Source organism: Amycolatopsis sp. VS8301801F10 (assembly GCF_046195355.1).
Classification (GTDB): Bacteria; Actinomycetota; Actinomycetes; order Mycobacteriales; family Pseudonocardiaceae; genus Amycolatopsis.
On sequence record NZ_CP176065.1, the window covers coordinates 2,109,801 to 2,124,538 of the forward strand.

Sequence of the window (14,738 nt, forward strand, 5' to 3'; positions counted from 1 at the left end):
AACACCCCAGTCTCGCCGAAACGGCGGGACTGGGGTGGGTCCGCGTCAGCCGACCAGTTCGGGAGCCGGTTTCGCGGCGCGCCGCGCGGGGGCGGTTTCCGGCAGGAGCAGCAGGCAGACCAGGCTCAGCACGAGCAGCGCGGCCAGGTAGTAGCCGACCGCGATGGCGTCGCCGGTCGCGGCGACGATCCGGTTGGCGATCATCGGCGACAGCCCGCCGCCCAGCACCGCGCCGACGTGGTAGCCCACGCCGAGACCGGATTGGCGCTGCTCCCGCGGGAACAGTTCGGCGAACCAGGTGTACATCGGTCCGAAAAGGATTCCGGTGGCGGTGAAACCGAGCAGCAGCGCGAGGAACACCGAGCTGATGGTGCCCGCCGACGCGATCGGGAACATCACGAGCGCGGCGAGGATCGACAAGGCCGAACCCGTCAGCATCACCGGTTTGCGGCCGATCCGGTCGGACAGCCAGGCGGCTCCGACGTTCGCGGCGGCGTGGCACAGCAGGGTGATCGTCGAAATGGTGACGATCGGGGCGCGCGGCAGGCCGAGGCCTTCCGGGGCGGCGGCGGTCGCGTACGAGAGCATGAACGTGACCAGCGCGAAAGTGCAGGCGGTGAGGCCGAGGTTCGCGCCGGCGATCAGCAGCAGCCGTCGCCAATTCGAGCGGAGGACGTCGGCGAGCGGCTTTTTCGCGCGCGTTTCCGCGGCGGCCATTTTCTCGAATTCCGGGCTTTCCGCGACGCCGCGGCGGACCCAGATGCCGATCGCCAGCACGATCCCGCCGGCGAGGAACGGGAGCCGCCAGCCCCAGCTCGTGACGTCGTCGTTGGGCAGCAGGAGAACCAGCGCGAAAGCCAGGTTCGCCAGCACGACGCCGATCGGCGAGCCGAGTGCGACGAAGGAACCGTAGAGGCCGCGCCGGTTTTCCGGCGCGTGTTCGACGGCGAACACGGCCGCGCCGGCGCTTTCCCCGCCGCGGGCGGCGCCGTGCAGCAGGCGCAGCCCGACCAGCAGCAACGGCGCGGCGATGCCGAGCACCGCGTACGGCGGGAGAACGCCCATGCCCAGTGTCGCGAAACCCATCAGGAGAAACGCGGCGTACAGCGCGGTCCGGCGGCCGCGACGGTCGCCGAGCCAGCCGAACAGCGCCGCGCCGAGCGGGGCCATCACGAAACCGATCGCGAAGGTCGCGAGGCTCATGAAGGTGCCGAACCAGGCGTTGCCGGTTTTGAAGAACACCGACCCGAACACGAGCGCGGCCGCGGTGCCGTAGATCGAGAAATCGTACATTTCGAGGGAAGTGCCGACGCCGGCGGCGAATCCGAGCCGCAGCACGCCGGGGGAATGCGCTTCGTCGCGCTTGGCCATAGCCGGCCTTTCGTCGTCTCGCGCGGAATGCGCGGAGTGTCCGGTGGTGGGAAACGGTGGACACAGCTTAGGGAAAACGTGACGAAGGAGGCAAAGTCCGATTTGCGGAGGATTGATAAATAAAATCTATCAATCAAGGCGCACCGCGGCCGGAATCGCGAGTATTCCGGCCGCGGCGGCTCAGTACAGTTCGATCACCAGTTTTTCCGAGCGGGCCCGCGACACGCACAGCGCCATCTGGTCGCCGGAAGCCTTGTCGCTGGCCGAAAGGCACTGGTCGCGGTGCTCCGGCGTGCCTTCCAGCACCCCGGAAACACACGAACCGCAGATGCCTTCCTCGCACGATTTGAACACCTCGATCCCGTTTTCGGTCAGCACCGACAGGATCGACTTCTCGGCCGGGATCTCGAACACCTCGCCGGTGTCGAGTTCGACGGTGAACGGGCGGTCGCCGCTGGTGTCGACCTCGGCCGCGGTGAAATGCTCGACGTGCACCTGCGCCTCGCCGACCACCGGCGCGAACACGTCGGTGACCTGCTCCATGAATCCCTCCGGACCGCAGGTGTAGACGTGCCCGGAGGTGCTGAGCCCAGTCGCCACTTCGGTGAGCACAGCGGGCTGTTCGTCGCGCGGGACGCCGAAATACAGCAGCACCCGGTCCCGGAATTCAACCTGTTCTTCCAGCAGGGAAACAAAAGCCGCCGACTCCCGGCTGCGCGCGAAGTAGTGCAGTTCGAATTCCGCGCCGTCCGCGTGCAGCTGATAAGCCAGGCTCAGCAACGGAGTGATGCCGATGCCGCCCGCGATCAGCACGTGCCGGTCGGCGTCCGGAGCGAGCGAAAGCAGGTTCCGGGATTCGCCGATCTCCAGCTTGTCGTTTTCCGCGACGGTGTGCAGCGCCGCGGAACCGCCGCGCGAATCCGGCTCCCGTTTCACCGCGATCAGCAGCGACGACGTGTCGCCCGGCCGCCCGCACAGCGAATACTGGCGCAGGATCCCGGTCGGACCGGTGACGTCGACGTGCGCACCGGCGGGATGCGGTTCGAACGGCAGGCCGTCGGCGCGCACGAGGCGAAGCGCCCGGATCCCGGGCGCTTCCTCGACGATCTCGGCCACCCGGACCACGGTGTTCGGCATCGGCTCTCCGTTTCAGCGGGTCAGCGCAGGTAAAGTCCGCCGTTGGCGTCCCAGCAGGCCCCGGTGACCGAGGCCGCGCCGGGCGAGGCGAGCAGCGACACCATCCGCGCGATGAACGCCGGGTCGCCGAGCCGTCCGACGGGGATGTTCTTCGTGAAGGCTTCGAGGTTGTCCTCGCCGACGATCGACCGCACCATCGGGCTGTCCTGCGGCCCGGGGGACACGGCGTTCACGGTGACCCCGCGCGGCGCGAGTTCCCGCGCGAACACCTTCGTGGCGGACATGATCGCGCCCTTGGACGACGCGTAGTGCCCGCCGGTGGCCGTCCCGCCGTTCTGGCCTGCCAGCGACGCCATGTTCACGATCCGCCCGTAGCCCTGTTCGGCGAAGTACGCGCCGAAGATCTGACAGGCGGTGAACGTGCCGGTGAAGTTGACCGCGAGGACCTCGTCGAGGTCTTCCGGGGTGATCTCCATGAGCGGCCGCGCCTGCGTGCGGGCCGCGTTGTTGACCAGCACCTGGACGCTGCCGAAATCGCGGACGACCTTGTCCTTCAGCTGCGCGAGCGCCGTCCGGTCCCGCACGTCGACTTCGTAGCCGCGGCAGCCGCGGAGTTCCGCGGCAAGCTTCTCGGCCGCTTCTCCGTTGACGTCCGCGATCGCGACGCGGTAACCCTCGGCGTGCAGCTGCCGCACGATCGCTTCGCCGAGACCGTTCGCGCCGCCGGTGACGACCGCGACGTGCGGTTCCGCCGGCGCGTTCACAGCAGGAATCCCGCGGCCGGAACGGCGTCGTCGCTGTTGACCAGCCGGACGACCTTCAACGCGATCCGGTCGCCCTCGGGGCCCTCCGGCGAGAACCGGATGCGGTGCACCAGATCCGCCGCCCACAGGTCGTGGTTGCCGCGCTTGTAAGCGACGAGAATCTGTGCCGAACGCAGCACGACTTCCTCGTCGGAAACGGATTCCGGCACGAATCGCGCCACCGTGCGCACCGTGCGAGCGGAATCGACCGCGGCGAGCGCGTACCCCTCGGTCATCCGGGCGACGCGCATCTGCCGCATTCGCGCGTCGTCGTAGACCATGTTCAGCGAGCCGGCGAAATCGTCGGTTTCCCGGTCGATCGGGATGACGTAAATACCGTCCTCGGCGAACAGCTTTTCCCACTCGTGGTATTCGGTGCGGTCGAGCAGTTCCGCCTCGCGGTTGACGAGGTCGACGGCGCGGGCGACCCGGGCGTCAGTGGTGGGGATGGTTTCAGTCATCGCCCATCATCTCCTTCCACTGGGCGTACGCGGCGCGCATGCCGGTTTCGTCGGTGACGTGCGAGGTCGGCCAGCCTTCGGGGCTCGCCTTTTCGCGCGCCAGCCCGCGGTTGACCAGGATCGGCAGGTCCGGGCCGCCGTGCGCGCCGCGCTGCACGCGGTCCCAGCCCTCGGCGTCGTCCGGCGTGCCGAATCCGAACGGGCCCTGGAAATGCTCGTGGATGCGCAGCCGCTCGCGGTTGACGATGTCCAGCTCCGGCGGCCCGTCCGGACCGATCGCGACGTGCTCGATCAGGGTCTCGTTGACCGAAATCGGCCGCAGCACCCGGAAAAACGCCGCGGACATCGAAACGTTCGGGAAGAGGTTGAGGTTGAATCCGGTGCCGTGCATGGCGCGGACCACCTTGCGCACCCGCGCCTCGTCCAGCGTCTTCGACAGTTCGGCCACGACGTGGTCGAACCGGGCCTGCAGCGGCTCGGTGCCGTCGTCGACGTCAAGGTCGGAGTGTTCCGGCACCATCTGCATGACGCTGTGGCCGTTGCCGAGCGCGTGCGTGATCGCCGACGGATCGGTCATGAACGACATCATGTCGGCCGTTTCCGCGTCCACCGAAGCCATCCACGACCGGTGCACGATCGGGAAGTGGTAGCCGTCGGTGGTGTTTTCCAGCTGGATCTTCCAGTTTCCGCGGAATTTGAACTGGTGCTTGCCGAGCACCTTGATCGGGTAACCGCCGCCCTGCTTCATGAAGCGGTCGATCCACAGTTTCGCGTCGCCGAGGAAGTCTTCCAGCGATTCGCCGTCCTCGACGAAGGTCGCGAAGACCATGCCGCCGTACGATTCGGTGCGCAGCTTCTTCAGCGACAGTTCACCCTTTTCCAAGACGCCTTCGTAGCCGTCCGGGTAAGGGATGCCGCGCAGCTTGCCGTCGAGGCCGTAACTCCAGGCGTGGTACGGGCAGGTGAAGCCGTTAGCCTTGCCGCTTGGCTTCTCGCACAGGCTCGCGCCGCGGTGGCGGCAGCGGTTGAGCATCGTGTGCAGCGTGCCCTTGCGGTCCCGCGTCACGATGACCGGCTGGCGGCCGACGTAAGTGGACTTGAAGTTTCCCGGCTGGGCCAATTCGCTTTCGTGCGCGACCCATACCCACGAACGCTCGAAGATCTGCGTCATCTCGCGTTCGAAGATGTCCGGGTCAGTGTAAAGCCGGGCGGCGACCCGGTCGCTTTCGGCGAAATCGGCGGGAACTGTCGCGTTTTCAGTCATCAGGTCTCCGATTTCAGTCGGGCAGTTCGACGTCTTCGCGGACGGTCAGCGGACGGCCGATCCGGGCTTCGATCTTGGCGAAGCGCCACAGCTTCACGCCGTTCGAGCCGACCTCCGTGGTGCGCAGCAGGTTGCACCCGGCCTTGACGGTCTCCTGGCTGTCAGCGTCGGCGAGGATGTAACAGGTCCACGGCCAGCCGTCGGACGGGCCGACCATGTGCGAGTCGTCGTCGATGTCGCCGATGAAAGTGATGCCCGGCAACGCTTTCAGCTGGTCCATCATGGACACGAACGCCTGCCAGACGTCACCGATCGTGATGCCGTCGGCGGGCAGGTCGAAGAAGTTCTGGTTGATGCCGATGCAGAAAAGCACCCGCAGGGGCTGCGTGCTCACGGTCGGAGACTCCTCGTCGTGGTGGCGGCTGGTCAGCGGAATCCGGGGCTGGTCGGCGGCTGTCCCATCAGAACCGCGCCGGCGGCGTCGTGGATGGCCGGGCCCAGGAACGCATGCTGCTTGGGTACCAGTGCGTCGCCCTGAAGTCCACGCAACGGATGGGTGGAGTAGATCGGCGCGGTGCCGGAGATCTCGACGAGCTTCGAGACGACCTCGGACGCCGTCTTGGCCAGGTGCGCCGACGAAAGCCGCAGCTGGGCGTTCTGCTCGTCGGTGGCCTCGGCGCCGGAAACGACGGTGTCCCAGACCTCGTGGCTGACCTCGTAGAACCAGGCGCGGGCGGACCGCAGCGCGGCCTCGGCCTCGGCGTACCCGGTGCGGTAGTAGCCGCGGTCGGCGAGCTTCGGCGCACCGGTGACGCCGGTGTAGCCCGCGCCGACCTCCCGGGCGTGGTCGAGCGCGGCCCGTGCGACGCCCGCGCCGACGATGGCGAGAACCTGTGCGGCGTAAGCGATCGTGGGGTAGCGGTAGAGCGGTTCGTCCACGGTGGGCGCGCCGCCGCGGATGAACGTCCACTCGCGCGGGACCTCGACGTCGCGCACGACCAGGTCGAAAGAACCGGTGCCGCGCATGCCGACGACGTCCCACTCCTGGACGATCTCGACCTGCTCGGGCCGCAGCAGCGCGGTGCGCGGTTTCCCGCCGGTCGATTCGTCGCCGGGGATGCCGACGCCGAGGATGTCCGCGCCCATGCACCCGCTGGCGAACTTCCACCGGCCGTTCACGCGGAACCCGGTTTCGGTCGCCGGGGCGGGCTGGACCGGGAAGAGCCCGCCGGCGAACGCGACGTCCGGACCGTCTTTGTACAGCTCGGCCTGCGTGTCCAGGGGCAGCGCGGCGAGGTAGACCAGCGACGAGCCGAAGCTGGCTACCCATCCGGTCGAACCGTCCACTGTGGAGATCCGCTCGATCAGGCGGAGGAATTCGGCGGGCGGGAGCGGGTTGCCGCCGAACTTCGCCGGCGTGCTGGCCCGGTAGACGCCGAGCTGCTTGAGCCGGTCGACGAAGTCGCGCGGAACGTAGCGTTGCTGCTGGAACTCGTCCTTGCGCTGGGCGAGCTCGGCGAGCACCTCCTCGACGGTGACTTCGCTCATCGCTGCTCCTCAGAATGCCGGTGCGGTGGCACTGACGGTACGAATCCCGCCCTCGCGCGGGAATTGGTAGTGCCTGAGCGGGCGTAGGGGATTTCTTCAGTGCGAGCCGCCAGCCAGGGGCTTTACCCTGAGCCGATGGAAGCGGACCCGCGCGCGCCCGAGCTGACGACGCACGATTTCGTCGCGATGCTCAACGCCAGCCGCACGTGCGTGCTCGTGCACGACGGCGCGACGAAGAACATCCTGTGGGCCAATCCGGCTGCCTGCGAGATGCTCGAATGGAGCGTCACCGAGCTGCGGCCGCTCAAGGCGAACCACATGAGCAGCTCCGCGCAGCAGTACGACCGGGTGATCGGCCGGGCCTGGCTGCAGGAGGCGGTCGACAAGGGCGTCAGCCGGATCGAATGGCACTACCGGACGAAGTCCGGCCGGGTGATCCCGACGGACGCGGTGGCCACGCGGGTCGAGCTGGAACAGGGCCCGGCGGTGATGGTGCAGTTCCGCGACATCGAACGCGAGCAGGAAATCGAGCGCGAGCTGCGGTTGACCACGTCGTGGGTGGACGCGCTGGCCCGGCAGACGTCGGCGGTCGCGCTGATGCTCGACGGCTCGGGGGAGCTGCGGTTCGCGACGGACTCCGCGGTCGCGTTGTTCGGCGCGACGCCGGACGAACCGCTCGGCCGCCTGACCGACTACGCCGGCCTGCGCCTCGACGACCGTCCGGCCACCTGGGACGAGGTCCGCGAACGCGCGGCGCCGGCCACCCAGGTACGGCTGGAGATCGAGGGTCGCGTGTGGCTGGAGGGCAGCGTCGAACGGCTTCGCGAGCCTGGTGGGGACGCGTTTCTGCTGCTGCTCTACGACGTGTCCGAACGCGTCCGCGGCGAGGTCCGGCGTGAGCGGGAACTGCACCGGGAGAACTACCTGGCGCGCTACACCGCGATGGGCGACATGGCGATGGCGATCGCGCACGAGCTGAGCCAGCCGCTCGCCGCCGCGGGCAACTTCCTGGCCGGGGTCCGGTCGCGGACGCTCGACGCCGCGCCGGTCGTGTACGGCATCGACAGCGCGGTCCGGCAGATCGAGCGGGCGAGCCAGATCGTGTCGTCCGTGCGGGCGTTCGTGGGGCATCTGGAGCACGTGGAGCAGGTGGCGGATCTCAACGAGGTCGTCGAGGAATGCCTGTATTTCGTGCGGTTGCGGGCGGAACCGGCGGCGATCGAGGTGACCTTCGAGCGGTCTGCCGAGCCGGTGCCGGTGCGCTGTGAACGCGTGCTGACCGGCCAGGTCGTGCTGAATCTGTGCTTCAACGCGATCGAGGAAATGGCGCAGTGCCCGCAGCAGCGGCGCAGCCTGGTGCTCACTACGCGCCGCGACGGCGACACCGGCGTGGTCACCGTGGACGACCGCGGCCGCGGCTTCCCGCGCAACCCGTTCGACGAGTCGTTCACCGCGAAGGAGCGCGGCAGCGGCATCGGACTGGCGCTGAGCCACCGCATCATCACCCGCCAGCACGGGACGATCTGGGCCGAACACCGGGCAGGCGGCGGTTCGCGGTTCGGCTTCGCACTGCCCGCGACCGGCCCGGGTTAGGAATTCTTCAGCTGCGCCGGGGAAGTTCTCGATATCCCGCGAGCGGTGCGGCTTTGTACGGTCGAGGCAGTCCCGGCCCCAGTCCTAGGAGGCACCGTGTCCGAGCTGACCCGGACCCAGCGCGAATTCCGCACCGCGATGGCCAACCTCTCCGCGGCCGTCAACGTCGTGACCACCGCAGGCCCGCACGGCCTCGCCGGGATGACGGTGAGCGCCGCCTGCTCGGTCACCGACAGCCCGCCGACCGTGCTCGTGTGCGTCAACCGGGCGAGCCGGTCGCACGCGATCCTGGTCGGCAACGGCCGGGTCTGCGTCAACGTCCTCGGCCCCGGCCAGGAGGACCTGGCCATGCACTTCGCCGGTGCGACGAAGGTGCCGACCGCCGAACGCTTCGACCAGGACTGCTGGGACCTCGACAGCGAGGACGCCCCGGTCCTGCGCGGCGCGGCGGCCTCGCTGGTCGGCCGGATCGTCGCCGAACAGGAGCACGGCTCGCATTCGGTGCTGTTCGTCGAGATCGAGAAGGTGCTGACCGCGCCGGACACGGGCGCTTTGGTGTACTTCCAGCGCCGCTTCCACCGGCTTGCCGCACTCAGCGCCTGATCGACGCCTGATCGAGGAGAACCCGTGGACCGGATGACCCTGACCTGCTACAACGACACGCACGGCTACGGCTGGCGGCACGTCGATCTCTTCGTGCACGACGAAAACGGCCGCGAGCTGGACTGGGTGCACTGGCAGGCCCCGGCCGACGGCCCGGACGCCGCGGACGAGGCCACCGCCCGCGTCGAACCGCTGCTGCGCCGGACGTCGGAGTGGCGGCACGCGGTCAGCGCGAGCGGCATGGACTACTGGACCGCCGACGCCGCCTGGACCCAGCCGTGACCGCCCGGTGGTCGCTGCGCGCGCTGGTCGCCGATCTGGCCGCTGGCCGGACGACGCCGGAAGCCGCTCTTGCCGAGGCTCGCTCGCGGATCGCCGCGGCTTCCTTCGACGCTTGGGTTTCGTCGGCTTACGTGCCTGTTTCGCCGGGTCCGCTTGGCGGAGTTCCGTTGGGCGTCAAGGACATCATCGACCTGGCCGGACTCCCGACCCGCTGCGGTTCGGTCCTGCGCGCGGACGCTCCACCGGCCACTGTGGACGCTTCGATCGTCCGCGAATGGCGTCGCGCCGGAGCGGTGCCGATCGGCAAGACGGTGACTACGGAATTCGCGTTTTTCGCCCCCGGACCCACGGACAATCCCGCCGCGCCCGGCCACACCCCCGGCGGTTCCTCCAGCGGTTCCGCCGCCGCCGTCGCCGCTGGACACGTCCCGCTGGCTTTGGGCTCGCAGACTGCCGGCTCGGTGACGCGACCGGCCGCGTTCTGCGGAGTCGCCTCGCTGGTCATGACCCGGGGCCGGTACCCGGTCGACGGCGTCACCGGCCTGAGCCCGAGCCTGGACAGCCACGGCATGTTCACCGCGACGGTTTCCGACCTGGCCCTGGCCTGGTCCGCGCTGTCGGGGGAGCCGGAGGTCGCTCCCGTCGCCCCGCGATTGCTGGTGTGGTCGTCTGCCGAGGTGAGCCCCGCGATGGAGAACGCGGTCGGCACTGCGGTTGCTCGGCTGCGCGCCGCCGGTGCCGTCGTCGACGAATTCCCGGACCCGGCTCTGGTGCCTGCCTTGACCGCCGCACATCCCGTGGTGATGGCCTACGAGGCGGCGCGGGAACGTTCGGTCGAGCTTGCTTCCGCGGACCGGCTCAGTGCCCCACTGGCGCAACTCCTGCGTACCGGTGCGGAGATGCCGCGCGCGGAGTACGAGGCCGCGCTGGAGGTCGTCGCTTCCGGTGCTTCCCGCCTCGCCGAGATCGTTGGCGGTTACGACGCCGTCCTCGCCCCCGCCGCACTCGGCTCAGCCCCCGCTGGCCTGGCCGCGACCGGCGATCCCGTGCTCAGCCGCCCGTGGCAAGCGCTCGGCCTGCCGGCCGTCGCCGTGCCGGGCCTGCGCGACGAGGCTGGTTTGCCGTTGGGATTGCAGCTGGTCGGCAGTGCTTCCGGCGAGTCCGCGCTGCTGGGCACGGGTTGTTGGGTGGAGGCCGCGCTCACACGGTGACGCGATGGGTGAGGATGTCGCGGACCAGCGTCCCCAGGCTGTCCGCCGACGTCTTCGCCTTGATCCGCGCCCGGTGCACGTCGACGGTTTTGACGCTGGTGCCCAGCCGGTGCGCGATCGCCTGGCTGGGCATCCCGTCGACCACCAGCCGCAGCACCTCCCGCTCGCGCTGGGTCAGGGTGTCGAGCCGGGCCCGGACCGCCTGCCGCTCCGCGTGCTCCGCGAACCGGCGGCGCGCCTCGACGAGCTGGGTCTGGACCACCTCGACCATGCGCTGGGCCTGATAAGGCTTCTCCAGGAAATCGACCGCCCCCGCGGTGAGCGCGCGGACGGACATCGGAATGTCGCCGTGCGCGGAACAGAAAATGAGCGGAGCCGGACAGTCGATTTCCGCGAGCTTTTCCTGTAATTGGAAGCCGCTGATCGCGGGCATGCGCACATCGACGATCACGACCGCGGGTTCGGCCGGATCGAATTCGTCGAGGAACGTCTGGGCGTCCGGGTACGTCAAGGCCTGCACGCCGACGCTCTCCAGCAGGAAAACCAGGGACTGCCGGAGGTCCTCGTCGTCGTCCACCACGTGCACGACCGGATCGTCGCTCATGGCTTCATCAGCACCGACGCCGACGGATAGTCGCTGGCCCAGCCTTCCGGAAGCGGGGCGATGAAGACGTTTTCGGTGCGAGTGCGAGTGATCCGCCAAGTGTCGCCGACGCGCCGGAACGCGTTGTTCAACCGGCTGGACCGCAAGAGTGCTTTCCCGTCGGAGAACAGCCACGGTTGCATGTGGATCCATTGCCCGGTGGCCTCGTCGCCGTCCACGTGAATTTGCTCCGAGGTGAGATAATGCGCGTTCAGCAGAAGTTCGGGGTCTTTCTTCTCGCCCCAGAACCGCTGGAAATGCGCCCGGATGGCGGCCGCGCCCTCCGCCCGGCCGAACTGCCCGTCGTAGTACTCGCCGACGCCCTCCCAGACCGCGTCCTCGGTGTAGAGCTCCATGATGAGATCGATCCGCTCGTCGTCGTCCGCGACGCCGAACTCCGGGCAGGGCGTGTCGCAGAGGAACATGTAGCGCGCCTGCACCCGCCGGATCTCCGCCTCGGCCTCAAGCACCCCGACCCGCCGCACCAGCCCCGCGACGGTCTCCTCCAGCGCAGCCACCCGCCGGTCCTGGCTGAGAGCGGCGGAGTCGGATGGTGCGGGGTGGTTGGGGGACATCGTTTTCCTCACCAGGGGGTAGCGACGGTTGACGGTTCAGCGCCGGGTCGGCCTTTCGCTGCGGTTTTCGGCTCGCGGACAGGGTAACCGGACCGCTCCGGGCACAGACAGCTTGCTGACCAGCCTCTGCTCGGGGCGGAAGGGTTGTCAATCGAAACGGGCAGTTATGCGAGGCGTGTTTCAACCCCGGGGTGGTGGTTATCAATGGGGTGGGTGGGATAGCGGTGTTCCCGGTGTTCTGGTTCGGGCAGATCCGCGGGGAACGGCGTCGGTGACCGCGCGGTCCGGCTTCGGAGGTCGGGTCTCCCGGGTCGTTCGGGGTGTTGTCGGGCGAGGGTTGTGGGTGGTCGTTGCTCTGTCGGTCGTTCTTTTCGGAGTGTCTTCTTGCTCGTGGAGCGCGCCTGGTGTGGTCGGGTTGCTGGGGTGAACCGCCGGTTCGGAGCTTCTTCTTGCTGGCCGAGCGTGTCCTGTCTGGTCGGGATATCGATGTGGTCGCCGGTCGGTTGCGCGCTCCGGATGCCGCCCTGTTCGGAGTGCCTTCTTGCTCGCCGAGCGCACCTCGGCCTGCTCGGGATGCCGATGGGGCGTTGCCGCCTTGACCGGCCGCGGATTATGCGGCACTCGCGCGGTACGCGATAACGTTGCGGCATGTGCGTTTCCACTGGTACCGGGCCTCGCCGATGAGCGCGGCTCAGCGGGCGGACGCCCGGGAGAACCGGGAGCGAATCGTCGAGATCGCCCGCGAGGCGATCGCTTCCTCGGGAGAGCTGCGGCTGAACGCGGTGGCCAAGTCGGCGGGTGTCGGGCAGGGAACGCTGTACCGGCACTTCCCCACGCGCGAGGACCTGCTCGCCGAGGTGTACCGGCAGGAGGTCGAGGACCTGGTCGCACTGGCCCCGGAACTGCTGGCTGCTTGGGAACCGGTCGAGGCGCTGTCCCGCTGGTTCGACCGGATCGCCGAATACGCCCGAGTCAAGCGCGGCGTCTTCGCGGCACTGGAAACCGCGGTGTGGAAAGGCCTGTCCGAAGAAAGCCACGGTCCGCTCGGCGACGCCATCACCCTCCTGCTCGACGCCGGAAAGGCCCAGGGTGCCTTCCGTTCCGACATCGACGCCCGAGACTTGTTCATCCTGTCGGGCTACCTGACCCGCCTGGACGAGGACGAGTGGGATTCCCGCGCTCGGCACCTCCTGGACGTCCTGCTGCAAGGAGTCCTTTCCCGCTGACCCGATCCGCGCTTTGCCGTTGAACAGGCGGTTGACGACGCGGCTTTCGGCTCATGATCAGCCTGGTGGCGGGTCTCATTCATGCATAACCGCGAACCGCCGGGGGGCGAGGACTGCTTGCAAGGCAACGGAACTACGCGCAATCGACGGTGATCACTGCGTGGACTTCGAGGTGTGGCAGCCAATGTGCGTGATGGCCCTGCACGATCGCGTGAGTCATGAGAAAGCCCGTGCTGTGTGGCTGCGGTGCTGGGAAGGGGCTGCGCTGCGTGGTCGAGGACGGCTCGTGATCCGCTGCGGGGCTGCGTGATGCATCAGGCACCGTCTCGTGATGCGCTGTGCGGCTGTGTGAGGCATGAGAAAACGTCCCGCGCCGTGTGACTGCGGTGATGTGCCAGGCACCGTTCGCGCAGCGTTGCGTGTTGTCCAGATGCCGTCCCCGAGAGCTGTCCGGTTGAGAGCGGCATCAGGAAACGTTCGGGCCGCGTAGCTGCGTGAGGCAGCGTTGCGCGGCTGTGACGGCGCTGGGCTAGGCGGCGGGCTGTGCTGTGGCGTGGTTGCGACCGTGTGCGGTCCGGCGATCGTGGCACCGAGACGTACGGATAAGCCCAGCGGGCAGTGCACCGCAGGGAGCGGGGCAACGCCGACGCCGTGACCGCGGCGAAGTGGTGCGCGAGCCGGGCACGCCGAACGTACCCAGCGGAGACATTACGGCGTGAGTGAAGCGCCTCGCGGTGACCGTCGTGGGGCGAGCGTCGGTGACGAGCGGTGGAAGCTAAGGAAATTCAGCGCAAGATCCGACCGGAGGCTGTCGCCCCGGGTGTGGTGTCCATATTGGACGGGCCGCTCGCCTGCGCGGTCGGCCCAGTCCCCCCAGATTTCCCCAGTGGTAGTGCGGTTGTGGTGGTCTTTCAGGAGGCGACGGCCAGGCGGACCCGGCGGTCGCGGGCGTACGAGACCAGTTCCCGGACCTCGTCGGTGGTGATGATGCGGACGGCGTCTTCCAGGATCTCGGCCGTGGCCACCTGCAGCGGCCAGGAACGCAGGCCAGGCGCGGGTTCGTGCCAGAACCACTGGCCTTGGGCGAGATCTTCGGCGGCGACGGTGGGTTCGTCGGTGTTCATGCCTGCAGCCTAACTGGCCCCACCGACAGAAAATCCCTCTACCGGACATCCCGGGACAACTCCAGGGCAGGCGCAAGAAATGAATGCGGGTTCGGGAATAGTTCCTGCTGGTCGGAAGGACGTGCCTGACCTCGGTGGTGGTGTGGGTCACGCGGTCTTCGCCGGCAGCGGGCGCTGGGGAGAGGGGATGCGAAAGTAGGGGTCAGGTGACCTGGTGCCTCGCCGGGACGGGTTCTGGTGGATTTTGCACGGCCGGGCGGCCTGCCCTAGGCTTCGCCGGTCACCGCGCACACACCGGGGGTTTCCGGGACGAGAGGAACGGTGCGAATGGCTTTGCGCGACCCCGAGGCGTACCGCGACATCGATCTGCCGACGATTCTCCGGATGGAGCGGCGGCTTCCCTGGTACGGCTGGCCGCACCTGCCGTTGGGGCTGCTGGTCTGCGTGGCCGCGATCCTCGCCGCCTACCGGGTTCCGGTTTCGTACCACCTGACGACCGCGCTGGTCGCCGGCGGCGGGGTGGTCGGCGGGTTTTCCGGTTACGGCTGCGGGCTGGTCATGGTCAGCACGCCGGATCTGGTCCAGACCGGTTACCTGAACTGGCGGCGCACCCGGGTGCTGCGAGTGTTGCTGATCGTGCTCGGCGGGTTGTCCGCGGCTTCGATGGCGGTCGTCGTCGCGTGCCATATTTCGTTGCTGGCCGGGTCTTCCGACCAGCATCCGTTCCGGCTTTCGGTGCAGGCCGGGTTGTACTTGGTTCTCGTCGTGGCCAACACCGTGCTTGCCGGGCTCGAGGCGTGGCAGTTGTCGAAGGTTTTGCGCGAGCCGGTCGCCGAGGCCGCCGCGGAGGCGGTCGGGCCGGTTCGGGTTCGGCTTGGCTGAACTGTCTACATCGGA

General features: G+C 68.5%; 16 protein-coding genes. 6 read left to right on the forward strand and 10 right to left on the reverse strand.

From position 1 onward, the window contains the following. Nucleotides 1–45 precede the first annotated feature (45 nt). From F9C11_RS10190 to F9C11_RS10220, 7 genes are all read right to left on the reverse strand, one after another. Nucleotides 46–1,371 (reverse strand): MFS transporter, encoded by a 1,326-nt coding sequence (locus F9C11_RS10190; RefSeq protein WP_409184620.1) that lies wholly within the window; start codon nucleotides 1,369–1,371, stop codon nucleotides 46–48. Between the two features lie 180 nt (nucleotides 1,372–1,551). Continuing rightward, the gene (locus tag F9C11_RS10195) at nucleotides 1,552–2,508 is read right to left on the reverse strand and encodes a PDR/VanB family oxidoreductase (RefSeq protein WP_409184621.1); all 957 of its coding nucleotides are present in this window, start codon (nucleotides 2,506–2,508) and stop codon (nucleotides 1,552–1,554) included. 20 nt (nucleotides 2,509–2,528) lie between these two features. Continuing rightward, complete coding sequence (locus tag F9C11_RS10200) at nucleotides 2,529–3,272, reverse strand: SDR family NAD(P)-dependent oxidoreductase (protein ID WP_409184622.1); 744 nt, start codon at nucleotides 3,270–3,272, stop codon at nucleotides 2,529–2,531. Further along, nucleotides 3,269–3,772: an aromatic-ring-hydroxylating dioxygenase subunit beta gene (locus F9C11_RS10205; protein WP_409184623.1), complete on the reverse strand. Its 504-nt coding sequence runs from the start codon at nucleotides 3,770–3,772 to the stop codon at nucleotides 3,269–3,271. Before F9C11_RS10205 ends, F9C11_RS10200 begins: the two co-directional genes overlap by 4 nt. After that, on the reverse strand, nucleotides 3,765–5,036 hold the full coding sequence (locus tag F9C11_RS10210) for an aromatic ring-hydroxylating oxygenase subunit alpha (protein ID WP_409184624.1): 1,272 nt from the start codon (nucleotides 5,034–5,036) through the stop codon (nucleotides 3,765–3,767). Before F9C11_RS10210 ends, F9C11_RS10205 begins: the two co-directional genes overlap by 8 nt. 13 nt (nucleotides 5,037–5,049) lie before the next feature. Then, a complete protein-coding gene (locus F9C11_RS10215; protein ID WP_409184625.1) occupies nucleotides 5,050–5,430 on the reverse strand; it encodes a hypothetical protein in 381 nt (126 codons plus the stop codon). 32 nt (nucleotides 5,431–5,462) lie between these two features. Then, nucleotides 5,463–6,584, reverse strand: coding sequence for an acyl-CoA dehydrogenase family protein (locus F9C11_RS10220; protein WP_409184626.1), 1,122 nt, complete (start codon nucleotides 6,582–6,584; stop codon nucleotides 5,463–5,465). 135 nt (nucleotides 6,585–6,719) lie between these two features. On the opposite strand from F9C11_RS10220, the gene F9C11_RS10225 reads away from it, so the two are divergent. The 4 genes from F9C11_RS10225 to F9C11_RS10240 all read left to right on the forward strand — a co-directional run bounded on the left by F9C11_RS10225 (nucleotide 6,720) and on the right by F9C11_RS10240 (nucleotide 10,273). Beyond that, nucleotides 6,720–8,177, forward strand: a complete 1,458-nt coding sequence (locus F9C11_RS10225) for an ATP-binding protein (protein WP_409184627.1) — start codon at nucleotides 6,720–6,722, stop codon at nucleotides 8,175–8,177. A 96-nt stretch (nucleotides 8,178–8,273) separates the two neighbouring features. After that, nucleotides 8,274–8,780, forward strand: coding sequence for a flavin reductase (locus F9C11_RS10230; protein ID WP_409184628.1), 507 nt, complete (start codon nucleotides 8,274–8,276; stop codon nucleotides 8,778–8,780). A 33-nt stretch (nucleotides 8,781–8,813) separates the two neighbouring features. Beyond that, complete coding sequence (locus tag F9C11_RS10235) at nucleotides 8,814–9,062, forward strand: hypothetical protein (protein ID WP_409186866.1); 249 nt, start codon at nucleotides 8,814–8,816, stop codon at nucleotides 9,060–9,062. Further along, complete coding sequence (locus F9C11_RS10240; protein ID WP_409184629.1) at nucleotides 9,059–10,273, forward strand: amidase; 1,215 nt, start codon at nucleotides 9,059–9,061, stop codon at nucleotides 10,271–10,273. The genes F9C11_RS10235 and F9C11_RS10240 overlap by 4 nt, the downstream gene beginning before the upstream one ends. Here F9C11_RS10240 and F9C11_RS10245 read toward each other — a convergent pair. Both F9C11_RS10245 and F9C11_RS10250 read right to left on the reverse strand, forming a co-directional pair. After that, nucleotides 10,263–10,877 carry a response regulator transcription factor gene (locus tag F9C11_RS10245; RefSeq protein WP_409184630.1) on the reverse strand — a complete coding sequence of 205 codons (615 nt, stop codon included), beginning with the start codon at nucleotides 10,875–10,877 and terminating at the stop codon, nucleotides 10,263–10,265. The two genes, F9C11_RS10240 and F9C11_RS10245, sit on opposite strands and share 11 nt — an antisense overlap. Beyond that, complete coding sequence (locus tag F9C11_RS10250) at nucleotides 10,874–11,434, reverse strand: nuclear transport factor 2 family protein (protein WP_409184631.1); 561 nt, start codon at nucleotides 11,432–11,434, stop codon at nucleotides 10,874–10,876. Before F9C11_RS10250 ends, F9C11_RS10245 begins: the two co-directional genes overlap by 4 nt. 737 nt (nucleotides 11,435–12,171) lie before the next feature. On the opposite strand from F9C11_RS10250, the gene F9C11_RS10255 reads away from it, so the two are divergent. Then, nucleotides 12,172–12,717, forward strand: coding sequence for a TetR family transcriptional regulator (locus F9C11_RS10255; protein WP_409186867.1), 546 nt, complete (start codon nucleotides 12,172–12,174; stop codon nucleotides 12,715–12,717). Between the two features lie 911 nt (nucleotides 12,718–13,628). Here the strand turns inward: F9C11_RS10255 and F9C11_RS10260 are convergent. After that, entirely contained in the window at nucleotides 13,629–13,841 is a 213-nt protein-coding gene (locus F9C11_RS10260; protein ID WP_037354589.1) for a hypothetical protein, read from the reverse strand. Between the two features lie 327 nt (nucleotides 13,842–14,168). Between F9C11_RS10260 and F9C11_RS10265 the strand changes: the two genes are divergently transcribed. Continuing rightward, complete coding sequence (locus tag F9C11_RS10265) at nucleotides 14,169–14,723, forward strand: hypothetical protein (protein WP_409184632.1); 555 nt, start codon at nucleotides 14,169–14,171, stop codon at nucleotides 14,721–14,723. Nucleotides 14,724–14,738: the final 15 nt, after the last annotated feature.

Bases quoted from the DNA above. Each gene is read 5' to 3' on its own strand.
- F9C11_RS10190 (WP_409184620.1), bottom strand. From the start codon at position 1,371: ATGGCCAAGCGCGACGAAGCGCATTCCCCCGGCGTGCTGCGGCTCGGA.
- F9C11_RS10195 (WP_409184621.1), bottom strand. From the start codon at position 2,508: ATGCCGAACACCGTGGTCCGGGTGGCCGAGATCGTCGAGGAAGCGCCC.
- F9C11_RS10205 (WP_409184623.1), bottom strand. From the start codon at position 3,772: ATGACTGAAACCATCCCCACCACTGACGCCCGGGTCGCCCGCGCCGTC.
- F9C11_RS10210 (WP_409184624.1), bottom strand. From the start codon at position 5,036: ATGACTGAAAACGCGACAGTTCCCGCCGATTTCGCCGAAAGCGACCGG.
- F9C11_RS10220 (WP_409184626.1), bottom strand. From the start codon at position 6,584: ATGAGCGAAGTCACCGTCGAGGAGGTGCTCGCCGAGCTCGCCCAGCGC.
- F9C11_RS10225 (WP_409184627.1), top strand. From the start codon at position 6,720: ATGGAAGCGGACCCGCGCGCGCCCGAGCTGACGACGCACGATTTCGTC.
- F9C11_RS10235 (WP_409186866.1), top strand. From the start codon at position 8,814: ATGACCCTGACCTGCTACAACGACACGCACGGCTACGGCTGGCGGCAC.
- F9C11_RS10245 (WP_409184630.1), bottom strand. From the start codon at position 10,877: ATGAGCGACGATCCGGTCGTGCACGTGGTGGACGACGACGAGGACCTC.
- F9C11_RS10255 (WP_409186867.1), top strand. From the start codon at position 12,172: ATGAGCGCGGCTCAGCGGGCGGACGCCCGGGAGAACCGGGAGCGAATC.
- F9C11_RS10260 (WP_037354589.1), bottom strand. From the start codon at position 13,841: ATGAACACCGACGAACCCACCGTCGCCGCCGAAGATCTCGCCCAAGGC.
- F9C11_RS10265 (WP_409184632.1), top strand. From the start codon at position 14,169: ATGGCTTTGCGCGACCCCGAGGCGTACCGCGACATCGATCTGCCGACG.